5 protein-coding genes, 4 tRNA genes, 5 rRNA genes and 1 riboswitch are annotated in these 20,117 nt (G+C 46.5%); of the genes, 3 read left to right on the forward strand and 11 right to left on the reverse strand.

All coding sequences use genetic code 11. From position 1 onward, the window contains the following. The first annotated feature begins 10 nt into the window (after positions 1-10). Positions 11-1,774, forward strand: coding sequence for a PglL family O-oligosaccharyltransferase (locus tag AACU28_RS22935; RefSeq protein WP_121603635.1), 1,764 nt, complete (start codon positions 11-13; stop codon positions 1,772-1,774). A gap of 104 nt (positions 1,775-1,878) precedes the next feature. Here the strand turns inward: AACU28_RS22935 and AACU28_RS22940 are convergent, their stop codons facing one another. Beyond that, on the reverse strand, positions 1,879-3,018 hold the full coding sequence (locus AACU28_RS22940; protein ID WP_004735978.1) for a pyridoxal-phosphate-dependent aminotransferase family protein: 1,140 nt from the start codon (positions 3,016-3,018) through the stop codon (positions 1,879-1,881). A gap of 176 nt (positions 3,019-3,194) precedes the next feature. Next, positions 3,195-3,372, forward strand: a riboswitch (Lysine riboswitch). 109 nt (positions 3,373-3,481) lie between these two features. Between AACU28_RS22940 and lysC the strand changes: the two genes are divergently transcribed. After that, positions 3,482-4,849 (forward strand): lysine-sensitive aspartokinase 3, encoded by a 1,368-nt coding sequence (gene lysC / locus AACU28_RS22945; RefSeq protein ID WP_121603636.1) that lies wholly within the window; start codon positions 3,482-3,484, stop codon positions 4,847-4,849. A 114-nt stretch (positions 4,850-4,963) separates the two neighbouring features. On the opposite strand, the gene metH is transcribed toward lysC, so the two are convergent. After that, a complete protein-coding gene (gene metH, locus AACU28_RS22950) occupies positions 4,964-8,641 on the reverse strand; it encodes a methionine synthase (protein WP_121603637.1) in 3,678 nt (1,225 codons plus the stop codon). A gap of 169 nt (positions 8,642-8,810) precedes the next feature. Between metH and AACU28_RS22955 the strand changes: the two genes are divergently transcribed. Next, the gene (locus tag AACU28_RS22955; protein ID WP_017078851.1) at positions 8,811-10,091 is read left to right on the forward strand and encodes a cation:proton antiporter; all 1,281 of its coding nucleotides are present in this window, start codon (positions 8,811-8,813) and stop codon (positions 10,089-10,091) included. Between the two features lie 749 nt (positions 10,092-10,840). Here the strand turns inward: AACU28_RS22955 and AACU28_RS22960 are convergent. The 9 genes from AACU28_RS22960 to AACU28_RS23000 form a co-directional block, all read right to left on the reverse strand. Next, a tRNA-Trp gene (locus tag AACU28_RS22960) sits at positions 10,841-10,917 on the reverse strand. Positions 10,918-10,977: 60 nt separating this feature from the next. Then, positions 10,978-11,054: transfer RNA gene (locus AACU28_RS22965), tRNA-Asp, on the reverse strand. Between the two features lie 67 nt (positions 11,055-11,121). Continuing rightward, positions 11,122-11,237 (reverse strand): 5S ribosomal RNA (gene rrf, locus AACU28_RS22970). A 115-nt stretch (positions 11,238-11,352) separates the two neighbouring features. After that, positions 11,353-14,245: ribosomal RNA gene (locus tag AACU28_RS22975) — 23S ribosomal RNA — on the reverse strand. Between the two features lie 302 nt (positions 14,246-14,547). Next, positions 14,548-14,623, reverse strand: a tRNA-Ala gene (locus tag AACU28_RS22980). Positions 14,624-14,644: 21 nt separating this feature from the next. Continuing rightward, positions 14,645-14,721: transfer RNA gene (locus tag AACU28_RS22985), tRNA-Ile, on the reverse strand. 66 nt (positions 14,722-14,787) lie between these two features. Next, positions 14,788-16,342, reverse strand: a 16S ribosomal RNA gene (locus AACU28_RS22990). 413 nt (positions 16,343-16,755) lie between these two features. Further along, positions 16,756-16,871: ribosomal RNA gene (gene rrf / locus AACU28_RS22995) — 5S ribosomal RNA — on the reverse strand. Between the two features lie 98 nt (positions 16,872-16,969). Continuing rightward, positions 16,970-19,862 (reverse strand): 23S ribosomal RNA (locus AACU28_RS23000). Together the 16S, 23S and 5S rRNA genes with 4 tRNA genes alongside form the textbook arrangement of a ribosomal RNA operon. Between the last annotated feature and the right edge of the window lie 255 nt (positions 19,863-20,117).

Raw genomic sequence — 20,117 nt, forward strand, 5'->3', positions numbered from 1 at the left:
TTAGGGATTTATGGCAACAATACACACTAGCGGTACCCAACTAGAAAATCAGGTAACTCAGCTACCACTCAATAAAGCATTTCTGGCTTCTTTAGCTGTTGTATTCTTGTTAGCCATGCATTTTTTCATGCCGAATCCTGGAGGCTCAGGCCTTGCGTTATCGTTTAACCCAACCACCTGGTTAGCTCTTAGCTTTACGTTAGCAATTGGCTTCTACCAACTCGCGACTAACCGAGTACTTAAATATTCCAAGTTAACCGTTGGCTTGCTGATCAGTTGCGTGATACTTACGCTACCCACGCTCTACAGTAACGCCTTTCCTCAAGCCGCATCTGGTCGACTACTGGGATTGTGGGCGGGCTTCGCTTTATTCGTCGTACTTCAGCAATTTAAGTTCAGCAATAAACACAAGCAACGCATGTTGTGGTTCATTGTGCTTGCTGTGGTTATACAAGCACTCTTTGGTTACGTGCAATATTTCTTACTGGAACCCGGCAATCTATTTGGTTACAACACTGCGGCTAATCGACCTTATGGGATATTCCAACAACCTAATGTAATGGCTAGCTTTTTAGCTACTGGTTTTGTGCTTTCAGCGTATCTTTTAGCGAGACAGCCCGCTAAATATAATCACAAAATTAGCGAGTCATTCTTACTATACCTAACCCCGACCTTAACCGTACCTTTGCTGATCATCATTGCATCACGTACCGGATGGTTGGCTGCCGTCATTGGGTTTGTCTGCATTCTGCCTTATCTATACAAGTTCTCGACCAAGAAACGCTTCTACGGATGGTGCGCATCAGTGCTCGTCGGTATCGTGGTCGCTTTTTCGGTAATCAGCCTCAGTACAACTGATAGCCTCGCAAGTAAAAGGGCTAACTTAGAAAGCCCACGAGCTTATACTTTTCCACAAGCGCTCGATATGGTGATCGAAAAGCCATTTACAGGGTATGGCTACGGGAAGTTCGAATCCGAGTACACGCTATACACAGCTCGCCAACATCAACTCAACCCAAATTATCATCCCGGCCTTCCTTCAATGGATCACCCACACAATGAGTTCCTGTTTTGGGGGGTTGAAGGTGGAATAGTACCAATCATCGGTATCTTGCTTGCTGCAGTGTTGGTGATGTCACGCATAACAAGCTCAGCGAAGGGAACACGTCTAGCACTACTCGCGCTATTTATACCGATACTCTTACATTCTCAGCTCGAGTACCCTTTTTACCACTCAGCGATTCACTGGATAACATTCATCATCTTGATTTACTGGGTCGATCAACGAGCTTCTCGTCACTATCAACAGCCGTTTAGTATCGTTAGTAAAACCCTGTTTAGAGTGTCTAGCTTGGTGGTTCCGATCTTGGTGAGTTTCTATATGTTGAGCGCGCTGCATACCAATTATGTCCTGACTCAATTTGAACTTTCTAAACCCAAAAACCCGGATATTCTTAAGCAGGTAACGAACCCTGTAGTCTGGAAAGATCGCTATGATTGGGACGTATACAGCACCTATCTAAATATCGGCCTCTACAAAGCTGATCCTAGCTTGATCCAACCTTATATAGATTGGTCGTTAGAGATCATAAAACGTAAGCCAAGGCCTGCTTTCTACAGCAACCTGATTCTAGCGTATCAAGGATTAGGCGATCACAGTAAAGCCGAACAAATTCGTAGTGAAGCGAGCTTCTTGTTCCCAAATAGAGACTTTTCCAAGGTTCAATATAAGAAAATATCGGAAGCTGAAAACAACATTTCTTCTGCTAAATGACGCCACGGAATCTAGAGTTAATTCACCATATTGACGTTTAGTCTAGACACAAAAAAGCGCACGATCTCTCGTGCGCTTTTCTTTTGAACTTGAGTTTATTACCGCTATTTTAAAACGTCTTGCAACGCTTTTAAGCACAAAGCGACATTCTCTTTTCGAGCGCCATAACCCATTAAACCAATACGCCAAGCCTTGCCCGCCAAAGAACCAAGTCCCGCGCCAATTTCAAGGTTATATTCTTCTAGAAGTTGTGTTCTGATTTTGGCTTCATCGATTCCTTCAGGGAAATAAAGCGCATTGAGCTGCGGAAGACGACTCTCTTCATCAACCACAAACTTTAATCCTAGTGCTTCTACGCCTTCTTTAAGCTCTTGGTGCATCGCATGGTGACGTGACCACGCATTATCCAGGCCTTCATTTTTCAATAAAACCAACGACTCATGCAGAGCATACAGGCTATTCACGGGTGCCGTATGGTGGTAGCTACGCTTGCCTTCTCCACTCCAGTAACCCAGTACTAAGCTTTGATCTAGGAACCAGCTTTGTACCGGAGTTTGACGCGCCTTCATCTTCTCAACCGCACGTTGAGAGAAAGTCACTGGAGACAGGCCAGGAACGCAAGATAGACACTTTTGACTACCTGAATACACCGCATCGAGTTGCCATTCATCAACCAACAATGGCACACCACCTAATGACGTCACCGCATCCACAATCGACAACGCATCAAACTGACGAGCGACTGCTGAAATCGCTTGAGCATCCGACAACGCTCCAGTAGACGTCTCTGCATGCACAAATGCGACAGCAACTGCATCAGGGTTTTCTGCCAATGCCTTTTCGACCTTTTCAACGGAAACGGGCTTGCCCCACTCATCATCTACAAGGATCGCTTCACCACCACAGCGCACAACATTCTCTCGCATACGCTCACCAAAAACGCCATTGCGACAAACAATTACCTTCTCACCGGGCTCAATCAAGTTAACAAAACAGGTTTCCATACCTGCACTGCCAGGCGCAGAAACAGCAATCGTAAACTCATTTTCAGTTTGGAATGCATACTTAAGAAGTTGTTTCAGTTCATCCATCATCGCGATAAATAACGGGTCGAGGTGACCAATAGTTGGACGGCTCAAGGCCTGTAAAACTTGAGGAGAAATGTCTGAAGGCCCCGGCCCCATTAACGTTCGGTGTGGCGGATAAAAGCTCTCGATAGCAGTAGTGAGTGTTAAATTAGACATGTACATCCCTTACGTTAATGTTGTGAACAATCCACCCTAAAGCAAATCGATACCGTCATCAATTAGCTAAAAGTATTGAGGTCACACCAGTGTCACATAATTGTTAAAATTATTTTTTAAATATCTCCAGTTACGGATTGACATTGTTACCGCAAACACGTTCAATGAAATGGCTATCTAGCAGAAGAGGAGCACTGCCCAGGCAGATGTTTTGTGGAACCGCATTTCCAATACAAAGCATCAAGGGGGAGCAGTGCCGAGATAATAAAAGGATGCAGGACCTTTATTATCGGTTGAGCGGGCTGAATCCCGGCAACTGTCGCCATTTCTATATGGTGAAGAGCTTCTGAGGTTACTATTCTAATAATTCCTCTCTTTTTGCTCTAAATACTCTCTTCGAAAAACATCGGACGTTGGATTACCCAACCGTAATTTTATTTTAGGAAGTCGTGGGAGATATATCGTGAGTGCATCTAATGTAGCTGGTTCTTTTAATGTCGCTAAGTTTGGTGGAACAAGTGTTGCCAACTTTGAAGCAATGAGCCGTTGTGCTGCCATTATTGAAAATAACTCGAATACGAAACTGGTTGTGAGCAGCGCGTGCTCAGGCGTCACCAACTTGCTGGTTGAACTAGCGAATGGTGTCCAAGACAAAACTCGTCGTCAGGAATTATTGACGCAATTGACTGACATTCATAACGCGATTCTTGATCAGCTAGCTGACCCAATTAGCATTGAAAAAGATGTGCACTGTATTCTCGATGACATTGCGAGTGCAGCCGAAGCGGCATCATTCCAAGCCAGTACTAAACTCACCGATCACCTAGTGGCATGTGGCGAACTGATGTCGACACATATCCTCGCTCAAATCATTCGCGAGCGTGGCACACCCGCTGTCCGTTTTGATATCAGAGAAGTGATGCGCACCAATGGTGACTTCGGCAAAGCAGAACCACAGTTAAAAGATATTGCAACTTTAGCACAACAGAAATTGATTCCACTCTGCCAGCAGCAAGTTGTCGTTACCCAAGGCTTTATCGGCGCCGATAGCGAAGGTAACACCACAACGTTAGGTCGTGGTGGTAGTGATTACTCAGCGGCACTGATTGCAGAATCTGTACAAGCGATTGGTTTAGAAATCTGGACTGATGTTCCGGGCATCTACACCACGGATCCACGTATCGCATCGAAAGCATCTCCTATCCCAGAGATCAGCTTCAGCGAAGCATCGGAAATGGCAAACTTTGGCGCGAAGATCTTACACCCATCGACTCTAGTCCCGGCACTACGCCATCAAATTCCGGTATTTGTCGGCTCATCAAAAGCACCAGAGCTCGGTGGCACATGGATTCGTCAACAAGTTGAAAGCTCCCCTCTGTTCAGAGCGCTTGCCCTACGCTGCAATCAAACCATGGTTACGCTACGCAGCGCCAATATGTTCCATGCTTATGGCTTCCTCGCAAAAGTGTTCGAGATCCTCGCTAAGCATAAGATCTCTGTCGATCTTATCACTACCTCAGAGATCAGTGTCTCACTCACTCTCGATCAAACAGATACATCGGGTGGTGCACCTCAGCTACCAGAAGCCGCTCGAATTGAGCTTGAAGAGCTGTGTTCTGTGGATATTGAACACGACCTGTGCCTTGTTGCTCTTATTGGTAACAACATGAGTGAAAGCAAAGGCTATGCAAAGCAGGTCTTCGGCACTCTAGAAGATTTCAACCTACGTATGATTTGTTACGGAGCAAGCCCACACAACCTATGCTTCTTGCTAGATGAATCTGTGTCTAAGTTGGCGATTCAAAAGCTGCATCAAGAGCTGTTTGAATAAACGATGGTTGCTCAATTAGTTTAAAATCACCAAACGACAGATACAAAAAGGGTTGCTATTAAGCAACCCTTTCTCTTTTTTACTTTACGAATCCAAGCTCTTCATAGACCCAAACTAGTTAATGTTTGGACCTAACCACTTCTCGGCTTCCAACATGTCCCAACCTTTACGGTCGGCATAGCTATCCACTTGATCCTGTTGAATCTGTGCAATAGCAAAGTATCGAGCATCAGGATGTGAGAAATACATACCAGACACTGAGGCACCTGGCCACATTGCGTAACTCGTGGTTAGCGACATGTCGATTGCTTTTTCAACGTCCATCAACTCCCACAACGTGCCTTTCTCTGTATGCTCTGGGCAAGCAGGGTAACCCGGGGCTGGACGAATACCTTGGTACTTCTCTCGAATCAAATCGTCGTTAGACAAATTCTCATCAGGTGAGTAGCCCCAAATGTCCTTTCTCACTTCTTTATGCAAGTATTCAGCGAACGCTTCAGCCAATCGGTCTGCAACCGCCTGAATCATGATCGCGTTATAGTCGTCGCCTTTCGCTTTGTAATCATCAGCTAGCTCTCGCTCACCAATACCACCCGTTACTGCAAAACCACCAATCCAATCCGCTTTACCGCTGTCTTTTGGCGCAATGTAATCTGACAAACAGTAGTTAAATCCTTTTGGCTTTTCGGTTTGCTGACGAAGGTTGTGCAGAACCTTTAGTACCTCGGTACGAGATTCATCGGTATACACTTCAATATCATCACCAACACTGTTCGCTGGGAACATAGCGCACATACCACGAGCTTCAAGCAATTTCTCTCTTTCTACTCGATCTAATAAATCATTGGCGTCTTTAAATAAGCGCTTCGCCTCTTCGCCTACTTCTTCATGATCAAAAATTGCCGGGTACTTACCAACCAAAGACCACGTCATAAAGAACGGAGTCCAGTCGATGTACTGACGTAAAGTAGCCACATCAAAGTCCTTGAAGATGTGTACTCCCGGTTTAGCGGGTGCAGGGGGAGTATACGCATTCCAATCGATAGCAACTTTATTGGCACGCGCTCTCTCTAGCGAGACTGGCTTAGTGCGCGGCTTTTTGCGGTTGTGTTGATCGCGAACGCGATCGTAATCAATATCCAACTTCTCAACAAATGCAGGCTTCAGTTCGTTAGAGAGTAGAGAAGTACACACACCAACAGCACGTGAGGCATTGTTTACGTAGACCACAGGTTCAGAGTAGTTCTGCTCAATCTTAACGGCTGTATGCGCTTTAGATGTGGTTGCTCCGCCAATCAGAAGAGGCAGTTTAAAGCCTTGTCTCTCCATCTCTTTAGCCACATGAACCATCTCATCCAATGAAGGAGTGATCAAACCCGAAAGACCAATGATATCGACGTTCTCTTCTTTAGCGACCTTAAGGATTTTTTCACATGAAACCATCACGCCCAGATCGATAATTTCGTAGTTATTACACTGCAAGACAACGCCAACAATGTTTTTACCAATATCGTGAACATCGCCTTTTACGGTCGCCAGTAAGATTTTTCCGTTAGTTGCACCAACGTCTTTGGTTGCATTAATAAATGGTTCTAGATGGGCTACCGCTTGCTTCATAACACGGGCAGATTTCACCACTTGAGGAAGGAACATCTTACCTTCACCGAAGAGATCACCAACCACGTTCATGCCATCCATTAATGGACCTTCAATCACCTCGATAGGGCGAGAGGCATTAACACGAGCTTCTTCGGTATCTTCAACAATAAAGTCGGTAATACCTTTCACTAAAGAGTGTTCTAAGCGCTTTTCTACTGGCCAGGTACGCCACTCTAAAGCCGATTTATCTTCAACTTTCCCCACTGCACGCTCTAGATACTCAGTCGCGATATCGAGTAATCGCTCTGTTGAGTCGTCTCGGCGGTTTAGAACCACATCTTCAACGGCTTCACGTAAATCCTCAGGCACATTATCGTAAATCTCTAATTGCCCTGCATTTACGATACCCATATCCATACCGTTTTTAAAACAGTGATATAGGAATACTGCGTGGATAGCCTCACGAACGTAGTTATTACCGCGGAACGAGAATGAAACATTCGACACACCACCCGAGATCATCGCATGCGGAAGATCGCGTTTGATGTCCCCTACTGCTTCAATGAAATCGACCGCATAGTTGTTATGCTCATCAATACCAGTAGCCACTGCGAAAATGTTTGGGTCAAAAATAATATCTTCTGGCGGGAAACCGACTTCATCAACAAGAATATTGTAGGCATTAGTACAAATCTCGACTTTACGCTCTCGAGTATCAGCCTGTCCTAGTTCATCGAACGCCATCACAATGACAGCTGCGCCATAACGACGAACCAGTTTAGCTTGCTCGACAAACTTTTCTTTCCCTTCCTTCAATGAGATAGAGTTAACGATGCCTTTACCCTGAATACATTTCAGGCCCGCTTCGATAACTTCCCATTTTGAAGAGTCGACCATGACTGGTACTTTCGAGATCTCTGGCTCAGACGCACATAGATTAAGGAATTTAACCATACACGCCTCAGCGTCTAGCATCCCTTCATCCATGTTGATATCGATGATCTGAGCGCCGTTCTCAACTTGCTCTCGAGCAACACTCAAGGCTTCGTCGTAAAGCTCTTCTTTAATCAATCGCTTAAATCGAGCAGAGCCGGTAACGTTAGTACGCTCACCGACGTTTACAAATAGAGACTCTTTGGCAATCGTTAATGGTTCTAAGCCAGATAAACGGCAAGACACAGGCAAATCAGGTAATTGACGTGGAGTTACGCCTTCAACGGCCTCAGCCATGTGACGTATATGTTCTGGGGTTGTACCACAACAACCACCAATTAGGTTCAAGAAGCCACTCTCGGCCCATTCCTTAACGTGTTCAGCCATATCTTCAGGAGAAAGGTCATACTCACCGAATGCATTAGGTAAACCCGCGTTAGGGTGAGCAGAAACGTTACATTCTGAGATACGAGACATCTCACCAACGTACTCTCGCAGTTCGTCAGGGCCTAATGCACAGTTCAATCCAAATGAGATAGGTTTAACATGACGAAGGGCATTGTAGAAGGCTTCTGTTGTTTGCCCTGAAAGCGTACGACCTGATGCATCAGTAATGGTACCGGAGATCATAACTGGAAGAGTAATACCCACTTCTTCAAAAACAGATTCAACCGCAAAAGAACATGCTTTTGCATTTAACGTATCGAAGATAGTTTCGATAAGAATAAGATCTGAGCCGCCTTTGATAAGTGCTCGTGTCGATTCGGAGTAAGCTTGAACAAGCTCATCAAAGCTAACATTACGATAGCCCGGATCATTAACGTCTGGAGAGATAGAACAAGTTCGGTTAGTTGGACCTAACACACCCGCCACGAAACGGGGTTTGTCTGGGGTCTTTGCCGTCCATTCGTCTGCCGCTTCACGAGCTAATTTTGCAGCTGTAAAGTTAATTTCTTCGCTAAGGCTTTCCATATCGTAGTCGGCCATAGCGATGGTTGTAGAGTTAAAGGTATTGGTCTCGAGGATATCAGCACCGGCTTCCAAATACTCCATATGGATATCTTTGATAAGCTTAGGTTGTGTAAGAACCAAAAGGTCGTTGTTACCTTTTAAATCACTATGCCAATCAGCAAAGCGCTCACCACGATAGTCTTGCTCTTCCAATTTATAATCCTGAATCATGGTACCCATGCCACCATCAATCAGTAAAATTCGTTGCTTCAACAGAGCGTCAATCTTTTGCCTTACATTACTTCCCACGGTACAACCTCATTCCTTTAATTATCTCTCCATCCTACCACACATTAAAAAGGAGTCTAGACGTCTAAAAGATGAAATTGATTACCAAGTCATGACAAAAAAATGTTTGCTATTTGAGCATGAGACAACGAAAATTCATATTCATACTTTGTTACATGTTGGGATACCAATGTCGGTCTATTACACCTTATGCTTCTTGTCCGCAGCTGCCATGCTTATTGCTTTCGTGAATACCAAAATTGGTAAAATGCAGACAACCATCGCCATTACAGCTGGCTCAATGATGTTATCTCTATTAATTATCATTGCGGGACAAAACAATTGGTTCCAATTGGCTGACATCGCCTCAGAAACCGTTGCCAGTATCAACTTTGAAGATTTCCTCCTGAAAGGAATACTGGGATTCTTACTCTTTGCAGGTGGTTTGGGGATTAAGTTACCTAATCTAAAAGATCAGAAATGGGAAATAACAGTACTCGCTCTTGGCGCTACACTGTTTTCGACATTCTTTATTGGTTTTGTGCTGTATGGGTTCTGTCAGTTTATCGGTATTCAATTTGACCTAATTTATTGCTTGCTTTTTGGTTCTCTAATCTCTCCAACCGATCCAATCGCTGTATTAGCAATAGTGAAGAAGCTCGATGCTCCCAGACGAATCTCTACTCAAATCGAGGGAGAGTCTCTATTCAACGATGGTTTTGGCCTAGTGATCTTCGTTACCCTATTTACCATTGCGTTCGGTACAGAAGCACCGACTGTAGGTAGCGTGACCATGTTATTCGTCCAAGAGGCTATCGGTGGTATCGTGTATGGCTTTGTTCTAGGTTTAATATTCCATTACCTAATCAGCAACACCGATGACCACTCGATGGAGTTGCTATTAACCATAGGTATTCCTACAGCTGGTTATGCCTTTGCTGAAGTCCTACATGTATCAGGACCGTTAGCAATGGTGGTATCAGGTATCATGATTGGTAACTGGACGCGCTTTATTGGATTCTCGAAAGAGAGTGAGGATCACCTAGACCACTTCTGGGAATTGATAGATGAATTCTTAAATGGCGTATTGTTCTTATTGATCGGTATGTCGATGTTGTTATTCAAATTCCACCAAGAAGACTGGATCTTAATGGCGTTCGCAGTACCTCTAGTGCTAAGCGCACGCTACCTAAGTGTTTTCTTGTCTTATATCGGATTCAAACGCTTTAGAACTTACAACCCTTGGTCAATCAAGATCTTAACTTGGGGTGGTTTGCGTGGTGGACTAGCTCTAGCCATGGCACTTTCAATTCCTTCAGGTATCTGGGTTATTGAAGACAAGGCAATAGATGTTAAAGAGATTATCCTTGTCATGACATACGCTGTTGTTGTGTTCTCAATCTTAGTCCAAGGTTCAACAATTACTCCAATGATAGAGAAAGCGAAACAAGCTGAGAAAGAATTGGATTAACATCTCAAAATATCAAACTAGGCTGCCTAATTTAGGTGGCCTTTTTTATACCTGATGAAAATCAGATTCGCCGATTTCCTCACTGAAAATCTAGCTGAAAGGTATATGTAACACATCGATCGTATCTCGACATTTGATGAACAGCGATCTAAACCAGCACTCTCTCCGGAACTGGCACCATATAAAGATCTCATTCTTCTATAACACTAACGAGTCTAGTCACAATATCGCTCCTCAATTGTATAAATTGAATCAAAAAGCGCAGCCTTTTATCTGGAAACAACAATACTGAGATTCAGGTCTAACAATCATAGCTTTAGTTATTAGCAAAGAGCTCCGGAGCTAGACAAGTGTTGAACAGAAAGCTTTAGTTTCCAACTAAGTTTTTAAATACAGCAAGGTTGAAGCAAGTAAATATTCAAGAGGTTCTAGTGGATAGGAGTAACCTGATACTTCTAGCATTTTTTCTGGCGCACGCTGTCTAGAGCCTTGAATATGGTAGGGATACACTGCGCCGGCACTCCTGTGATTCGACCGGGCTTTGACAAAACTCCCAACACTCGATTTGAAAGAGCAATAGACGTAAAAAAGCCCCAGCATTCCTGCTGAGGCTTTGATATTGCAGGGGTGGAGAGATTCGAAATCCCAGCACGCGCTGTTTTGGTAAGTAGGGGGAATCCGCAGCTTTACTAATGGCGTATGATTCAGAAAGTAAAAAGGCCCTAGCATTTCTGCTAGAGCCTTAAATATGGCAGGGGTGGAGAGATTCGAACTCCCAACACGCGGATTTGGAATCCGCTGCTCTGCCAATTGGAGCTACACCCCTAAAACTTTTTAATACTTCAGATTCGAAAAAACCTCGCACTAGGCGAGGTTATCGAATAAATGGCGGAGTGGACGGGACTCGAACCCGCGACCCCCGGCGTGACAGGCCGGTATTCTAACCAACTGAACTACCACTCCGCAGTGGTCAACTCACTAAGTGAGCGTCCATATCTCCAGGTTGGTCAACCTAAAGATTTAATTTAAAGCCTGGCGATGTCCTACTCTCACATGGGGAAGCCCCACACTACCATCGGCGCTATTGTGTTTCACTTCTGAGTTCGGCATGGAATCAGGTGGGTCCACAATGCTATGGTCGCCAAGCAAATTTTAAAATTCGGAAAGCTGCTTCTCTATTTAATAGAACTTTAAAAGTATTTCTCTTCAAACGCATTCAAGGTCTGGTACATCTGAGTCCACAAAACCCCTTGGGTGTTGTATGGTTAAGCCTCACGGGCAATTAGTACAGGTTAGCTCAATGCCTCGCAGCACTTACACACCCTGCCTATCAACGTCGTAGTCTACGACAACCCTTTAGGACACTTATAGTGCCAGGGAAAACTCATCTCAAGGCTCGCTTCCCGCTTAGATGCTTTCAGCGGTTATCGATTCCGAACTTAGCTACCGGGCAATGCCATTGGCATGACAACCCGAACACCAGAGGTTCGTCCACTCCGGTCCTCTCGTACTAGGAGCAGCCCCTTTCAATTTTCCAACGCCCACGGCAGATAGGGACCGAACTGTCTCACGACGTTCTAAACCCAGCTCGCGTACCACTTTAAATGGCGAACAGCCATACCCTTGGGACCGACTTCAGCCCCAGGATGTGATGAGCCGACATCGAGGTGCCAAACACCGCCGTCGATATGAACTCTTGGGCGGTATCAGCCTGTTATCCCCGGAGTACCTTTTATCCGTTGAGCGATGGCCCTTCCATTCAGAACCACCGGATCACTATGACCTGCTTTCGCACCTGCTCGAATTGTCATTCTCGCAGTCAAGCGGGCTTATGCCATTGCACTAACCACACGATGTCCAACCGTGTTTAGCCCACCTTCGTGCTCCTCCGTTACTCTTTGGGAGGAGACCGCCCCAGTCAAACTACCCACCAGGCACTGTCCGTAATCCCGATTCAGGGACCAACGTTAGAACATCAAAACTACAAGGGTGGTATTTCAAGGACGACTCCATCACATCTAGCGACGCAATTTCATAGTCTCCCACCTATCCTACACATGTAGGTTCAATGTTCAGTGCCAAGCTGTAGTAAAGGTTCACGGGGTCTTTCCGTCTAGCCGCGGGTACACTGCATCTTCACAGCGATTTCAATTTCACTGAGTCTCGGGTGGAGACAGCGTGGCCATCATTACGCCATTCGTGCAGGTCGGAACTTACCCGACAAGGAATTTCGCTACCTTAGGACCGTTATAGTTACGGCCGCCGTTTACCGGGGCTTCGATCAAGAGCTTCGTCCGAAGACTAACCCCATCAATTAACCTTCCGGCACCGGGCAGGCGTCACACCGTATACGTCATCTTACGATTTTGCACAGTGCTGTGTTTTTAATAAACAGTTGCAGCCACCTGGTATCTGCGACTCTCGTCTGCTCCATCCGCAAGGGACTTCACTGATAAGAGCGTACCTTCTCCCGAAGTTACGGTACCATTTTGCCTAGTTCCTTCACCCGAGTTCTCTCAAGCGCCTTGGTATTCTCTACCCGACCACCTGTGTCGGTTTGGGGTACGATTCCTTACAATCTGAAGCTTAGAGGCTTTTCCTGGAAGCATGGCATCAATGACTTCACTACCGTAGTAGCTCGACATCGTATCTCAGCGTTAGGAAAGTCCGGATTTACCTAAACTTTCCGCCTACATACTTGAACCTGGACAACCGTCGCCAGGCCCACCTAGCCTTCTCCGTCCCCCCATCGCAATTGTAAGAAGTACGGGAATATTAACCCGTTTCCCATCGACTACGCCTTTCGGCCTCGCCTTAGGAGTCGACTTACCCTGCCCCGATTAACGTTGGACAGGAACCCTTGGTCTTCCGGCGAGGGAGTTTTTCACTCCCTTTATCGTTACTCATGTCAGCATTCGCACTTCTGATACCTCCAGCAGCCCTTACAGACCACCTTCAACGGCTTACAGAACGCTCCCCTACCCCACATACCCTAAGGTACGTAGCCGCAGCTTCGGTGTATAGCTTAGCCCCGTTACATCTTCCGCGCAGGCCGACTCGACCAGTGAGCTATTACGCTTTCTTTAAATGATGGCTGCTTCTAAGCCAACATCCTGGCTGTCTGAGCCTTCCCACATCGTTTCCCACTTAGCTATACTTTGGGACCTTAGCTGGCGGTCTGGGTTGTTTCCCTCTCCACGACGGACGTTAGCACCCGCCGTGTGTCTCCCGGATAGTACTTACTGGTATTCGGAGTTTGCAAAGGGTTGGTAAGTCGGGATGACCCCCTAGCCTTAACAGTGCTCTACCCCCAGTAGTATTCGTCCGAGGCGCTACCTAAATAGCTTTCGGGGAGAACCAGCTATCTCCAGGTTTGATTGGCCTTTCACCCCTAGCCACAAGTCATCCGCTAATTTTTCAACATTAGTCGGTTCGGTCCTCCAGTTGATGTTACTCAACCTTCAACCTGCCCATGGCTAGATCACCTGGTTTCGGGTCTAATCCTAGCAACTGTACGCCCAGTTAAGACTCGGTTTCCCTACGGCTCCCCTAAACGGTTAACCTTGCTACTAAAATTAAGTCGCTGACCCATTATACAAAAGGTACGCAGTCACACCACGAAGGTGCTCCTACTGCTTGTACGTACACGGTTTCAGGTTCTATTTCACTCCCCTCACAGGGGTTCTTTTCGCCTTTCCCTCACGGTACTGGTTCACTATCGGTCAGTCAGTAGTATTTAGCCTTGGAGGATGGTCCCCCCATATTCAGACAGGATATCACGTGTCCCGCCCTACTCGTTTTCACTGATTATGAGATGTCGATTACGGGGCTATCACCCTTTATTGCGGCACTTTCCAGAGCCTTCATCTGTCTCATTAAAAGCTTAAGGGCTAATCCAATTTCGCTCGCCGCTACTTTCGGAATCTCGGTTGATTTCTCTTCCTCGGGGTACTTAGATGTTTCAGTTCCCCCGGTTTGCCTCCTGTTGCTATGTATTCACAACAGGATACTTGCTTATGCAAGTGGGTTTCCCCATTCAGGAATCCCAGACTCAAAAGGTTATTACTACCTAATCTGGGCTTATCGCAAGTTATTACGCCTTTCATCGCCTCTGACTGCCAAGGCATCCACCGTGTACGCTTAGTCACTTAACCATACAACCCGAAAGGGTCTTAGCGTATGGCAACTAACCAAGGTTTTTGGTTGTCATCAAGAAGGGTTAATTCTTGATGACTGTTTGCCGGACTCAATTGTGAATCAAACTAAAGTTTGATTCGAATACAAGACACTTGAATGTGTTTGTTGTGTTTATCTAATGAAAGATAAACATTGAGAACTTTTAAATTTGATTGAATTACTCGTAAGTAATCAATCAGTCAGCTTTCCAAATTGTTAAAGAGCTTGATTCAAACTAATGAACCATTTTTAAATATTTTCAGATAAAAACACTTAAAGATGGTGGAGCTATGCGGGATCGAACCGCAGACCTCCTGCGTGCAAGGCAGGCGCTCTCCCAGCTGAGCTATAGCCCCATCTTTGTATCTAGTCGATATTGGTGGGTCTGAGTGGACTCGAACCACCGACCTCCCGCTTATCAGGCGAGCGCTCTAACCAGCTGAGCTACAGACCCAATATCGTCTCTTTTACTTTCTAAACCTAATCAATCTGTGTGGACACTCATCGTGATATCTTCGTATAAGGAGGTGATCCAGCCCCAGGTTCCCCTAGGGCTACCTTGTTACGACTTCACCCCAGTCATGAACCACAAAGTGGTGAGCGTCCTCCCCGAAAGGTTAAACTACCCACTTCTTTTGCAGCCCACTCCCATGGTGTGACGGGCGGTGTGTACAAGGCCCGGGAACGTATTCACCGTGACATTCTGATTCACGATTACTAGCGATTCCGACTTCATGGAGTCGAGTTGCAGACTCCAATCCGGACTACGACGCACTTTTTGGGATTCGCTCACTATCGCTAGCTTGCTGCCCTCTGTATGCGCCATTGTAGCACGTGTGTAGCCCTACTCGTAAGGGCCATGATGACTTGACGTCGTCCCCACCTTCCTCCGGTTTATCACCGGCAGTCTCCCTGGAGTTCCCGACATTACTCGCTGGCAAACAAGGATAAGGGTTGCGCTCGTTGCGGGACTTAACCCAACATTTCACAACACGAGCTGACGACAGCCATGCAGCACCTGTCTCAGAGTTCCCGAAGGCACACCTGCGTCTCCGCTGGCTTCTCTGGATGTCAAGAGTAGGTAAGGTTCTTCGCGTTGCATCGAATTAAACCACATGCTCCACCGCTTGTGCGGGCCCCCGTCAATTCATTTGAGTTTTAATCTTGCGACCGTACTCCCCAGGCGGTCTACTTAACGCGTTAGCTCCGAAAGCCACGGCTCAAGGCCACAACCTCCAAGTAGACATCGTTTACGGCGTGGACTACCAGGGTATCTAATCCTGTTTGCTCCCCACGCTTTCGCATCTGAGTGTCAGTGTCTGTCCAGGGGGCCGCCTTCGCCACTGGTATTCCTTCAGATCTCTACGCATTTCACCGCTACACCTGAAATTCTACCCCCCTCTACAGCACTCTAGTTCACCAGTTTCAAATGCAGTTCCGAGGTTGAGCCCCGGGCTTTCACATCTGACTTAATGAACCACCTGCATGCGCTTTACGCCCAGTAATTCCGATTAACGCTCGCACCCTCCGTATTACCGCGGCTGCTGGCACGGAGTTAGCCGGTGCTTCTTCTGTTGCTAACGTCAAGAGATAACGCTATTAACGTTACCCCCTTCCTCACAACTGAAAGTACTTTACAACCCGAAGGCCTTCTTCATACACGCGGCATGGCTGCATCAGGCTTTCGCCCATTGTGCAATATTCCCCACTGCTGCCTCCCGTAGGAGTCTGGACCGTGTCTCAGTTCCAGTGTGGCTGATCATCCTCTCAGACCAGCTAGGGATCGTCGCCTTGGTGAGCCATTACCTCACCAACTAGCTAATCCCACCTAGGCATATCTTGACGCGAGAGGTCCGAAGATCCCCCTCTTTGGCCCGTAGGCATTATGCGGTATTAGCCATCGTTTCCAATGGTTATCCCCCACATCAAGGCAATTTCCTAGGCATTACTCACCCGTCCGCCGCTCGACGCCCATTAACGTACCCGAAGGATTGTTAGTGTCGTTTCCGCTCGACTTGCATGTGTTAGGCCTGCCGCCAGCGTTCAATCTGAGCCATGATCAAACTCTTCAATTTAAGATTTTGTGACTCAACGAATACTGACTTCAAAACTAATATTCATGTAAACATGAACATGTAATTCTAAAGCTATTACCATTCCAACAGAATGGTAATGAATTGACTGTGCCAAAATTAAGTAAACTTAATTTTGTATTGGTCACTCAGTTCATTGAAATCAATTTTGATTCCGAAGAATCTGTTTTATCTAACGATAAAACGTTTTGATATTCATCAACGAGTGCCCACACAGATTGATAGGTTTAAATTGTTAAAGAGCGTGTTCTCTAAAAAGAGAACGCTTTCAGTGCCTTAGCACTTAAGCAGGACGCGTATAATACGCTTTCCACTTTGAAAGTCAACATAAAACTCTAAGAAAACTTAGAACTCTATGGTGACTTGTCTATTAAATAGACAAAGTCGAAATTAAAGCCTGGCGATGTCCTACTCTCACATGGGGAAACCCCACACTACCATCGGCGCTATTGTGTTTCACTTCTGAGTTCGGCATGGAATCAGGTGGGTCCACAATGCTATGGTCGCCAAGCAAATTTTAAAATTCGGAAAACTGATTTAAAAGTTATTTCTCTTCAAACTCATTCAAGGTCTGGTACATCTGAGTCCACAAAACCCCTTGGGTGTTGTATGGTTAAGCCTCACGGGCAATTAGTACAGGTTAGCTCAATGCCTCGCAGCACTTACACACCCTGCCTATCAACGTCGTAGTCTACGACAACCCTTTAGGACACTTATAGTGCCAGGGAAAACTCATCTCAAGGCTCGCTTCCCGCTTAGATGCTTTCAGCGGTTATCGATTCCGAACTTAGCTACCGGGCAATGCCATTGGCATGACAACCCGAACACCAGAGGTTCGTCCACTCCGGTCCTCTCGTACTAGGAGCAGCCCCTTTCAATTTTCCAACGCCCACGGCAGATAGGGACCGAACTGTCTCACGACGTTCTAAACCCAGCTCGCGTACCACTTTAAATGGCGAACAGCCATACCCTTGGGACCGACTTCAGCCCCAGGATGTGATGAGCCGACATCGAGGTGCCAAACACCGCCGTCGATATGAACTCTTGGGCGGTATCAGCCTGTTATCCCCGGAGTACCTTTTATCCGTTGAGCGATGGCCCTTCCATTCAGAACCACCGGATCACTATGACCTGCTTTCGCACCTGCTCGAATTGTCATTCTCGCAGTCAAGCGGGCTTATGCCATTGCACTAACCACACGATGTCCAACCGTGTTTAGCCCACCTTCGTGCTCCTCCGTTACTCTTTGGGAGGAGACCGCCCCAGTCAAACTACCCACCAGGCACTGTCCGTAATCCCGATTCAGGGACCAACGTTAGAACATCAAAACTACAAGGGTGGTATTTCAAGGACGACTCCATCACATCTAGCGACGCAATTTCATAGTCTCCCACCTATCCTACACATGTAGGTTCAATGTTCAGTGCCAAGCTGTAGTAAAGGTTCACGGGGTCTTTCCGTCTAGCCGCGGGTACACTGCATCTTCACAGCGATTTCAATTTCACTGAGTCTCGGGTGGAGACAGCGTGGCCATCATTACGCCATTCGTGCAGGTCGGAACTTACCCGACAAGGAATTTCGCTACCTTAGGACCGTTATAGTTACGGCCGCCGTTTACCGGGGCTTCGATCAAGAGCTTCGACCGAAGTCTAACCCCATCAATTAACCTTCCGGCACCGGGCAGGCGTCACACCGTATACGTCATCTTACGATTTTGCACAGTGCTGTGTTTTTAATAAACAGTTGCAGCCACCTGGTATCTGCGACTCTCGTCTGCTCCATCCGCAAGGGACTTCACTGATAAGAGCGTACCTTCTCCCGAAGTTACGGTACCATTTTGCCTAGTTCCTTCACCCGAGTTCTCTCAAGCGCCTTGGTATTCTCTACCCGACCACCTGTGTCGGTTTGGGGTACGATTCCTTACAATCTGAAGCTTAGAGGCTTTTCCTGGAAGCATGGCATCAATGACTTCACTACCGTAGTAGCTCGACATCGTATCTCAGCGTTAAGAAAGTCCGGATTTACCTAAACTTTCCGCCTACGTACTTGAACCTGGACAACCGTCGCCAGGCCCACCTAGCCTTCTCCGTCCCCCCATCGCAATTGTAAGAAGTACGGGAATATTAACCCGTTTCCCATCGACTACGCCTTTCGGCCTCGCCTTAGGAGTCGACTTACCCTGCCCCGATTAACGTTGGACAGGAACCCTTGGTCTTCCGGCGAGGGAGTTTTTCACTCCCTTTATCGTTACTCATGTCAGCATTCGCACTTCTGATACCTCCAGCAGCCCTTACAGACCACCTTCAACGGCTTACAGAACGCTCCCCTACCCCACATACCCTAAGGTACGTAGCCGCAGCTTCGGTGTATAGCTTAGCCCCGTTACATCTTCCGCGCAGGCCGACTCGACCAGTGAGCTATTACGCTTTCTTTAAATGATGGCTGCTTCTAAGCCAACATCCTGGCTGTCTGAGCCTTCCCACATCGTTTCCCACTTAGCTATACTTTGGGACCTTAGCTGGCGGTCTGGGTTGTTTCCCTCTCCACGACGGACGTTAGCACCCGCCGTGTGTCTCCCGGATAGTACTTACTGGTATTCGGAGTTTGCAAAGGGTTGGTAAGTCGGGATGACCCCCTAGCCTTAACAGTGCTCTACCCCCAGTAGTATTCGTCCGAGGCGCTACCTAAATAGCTTTCGGGGAGAACCAGCTATCTCCAGGTTTGATTGGCCTTTCACCCCTAGCCACAAGTCATCCGCTAATTTTTCAACATTAGTCGGTTCGGTCCTCCAGTTGATGTTACTCAACCTTCAACCTGCCCATGGCTAGATCACCTGGTTTCGGGTCTAATCCTAGCAACTGTACGCCCAGTTAAGACTCGGTTTCCCTACGGCTCCCCTAAACGGTTAACCTTGCTACTAAAATTAAGTCGCTGACCCATTATACAAAAGGTACGCAGTCACACCACGAAGGTGCTCCTACTGCTTGTACGTACACGGTTTCAGGTTCTATTTCACTCCCCTCACAGGGGTTCTTTTCGCCTTTCCCTCACGGTACTGGTTCACTATCGGTCAGTCAGTAGTATTTAGCCTTGGAGGATGGTCCCCCCATATTCAGACAGGATATCACGTGTCCCGCCCTACTCGTTTTCACTGATTATGATGTGTCGGTTACGGGGCTATCACCCTTTATTGCGAGACTTTCCAGACTCTTCACCTGCATCATTAAAAGCTTAAGGGCTAATCCAATTTCGCTCGCCGCTACTTTCGGAATCTCGGTTGATTTCTCTTCCTCGGGGTACTTAGATGTTTCAGTTCCCCCGGTTTGCCTCCTGTTGCTATGTATTCACAACAGGATACTTGCTTATGCAAGTGGGTTTCCCCATTCAGGAATCCCAGACTCAAAAGGTTATTACTACCTAATCTGGGCTTATCGCAAGTTATTACGCCTTTCATCGCCTCTGACTGCCAAGGCATCCACCGTGTACGCTTAGTCACTTAACCATACAACCCGAAAGGGTCTTAGCGTATGGCAACTAACCAAGGTTTTTGGTTGTCATCAAGAAGGGTTAATTCTTGATGACTGTTTGCCGGACTCAATTGTGAATCAAACTAAACTTTGATTCGAATACAAGACACTTGAATGTGTTTGTTGTGTTTATCTAATGAAAGATAAACATTGAGAACTTTTAAATTTGATTGAATTACTCGTAAGTAATCAATCAGTCAGCTTTCCAAATTGTTAAAGAGCATAAAGCA

The sequence above is a fragment of the Vibrio sp. SBT000027 genome (genome assembly GCF_963894355.1).
Lineage (GTDB): Bacteria > Pseudomonadota > Gammaproteobacteria > Enterobacterales > Vibrionaceae > Vibrio > Vibrio splendidus.

Bases quoted from the DNA above. Each gene is read 5' to 3' on its own strand.
- AACU28_RS22935 (WP_121603635.1), top strand. From the start codon at position 11: ATGGCAACAATACACACTAGCGGTACCCAACTAGAAAATCAGGTAACT.
- AACU28_RS22940 (WP_004735978.1), bottom strand. From the start codon at position 3,018: ATGTCTAATTTAACACTCACTACTGCTATCGAGAGCTTTTATCCGCCA.
- AACU28_RS22955 (WP_017078851.1), top strand. From the start codon at position 8,811: ATGTCGGTCTATTACACCTTATGCTTCTTGTCCGCAGCTGCCATGCTT.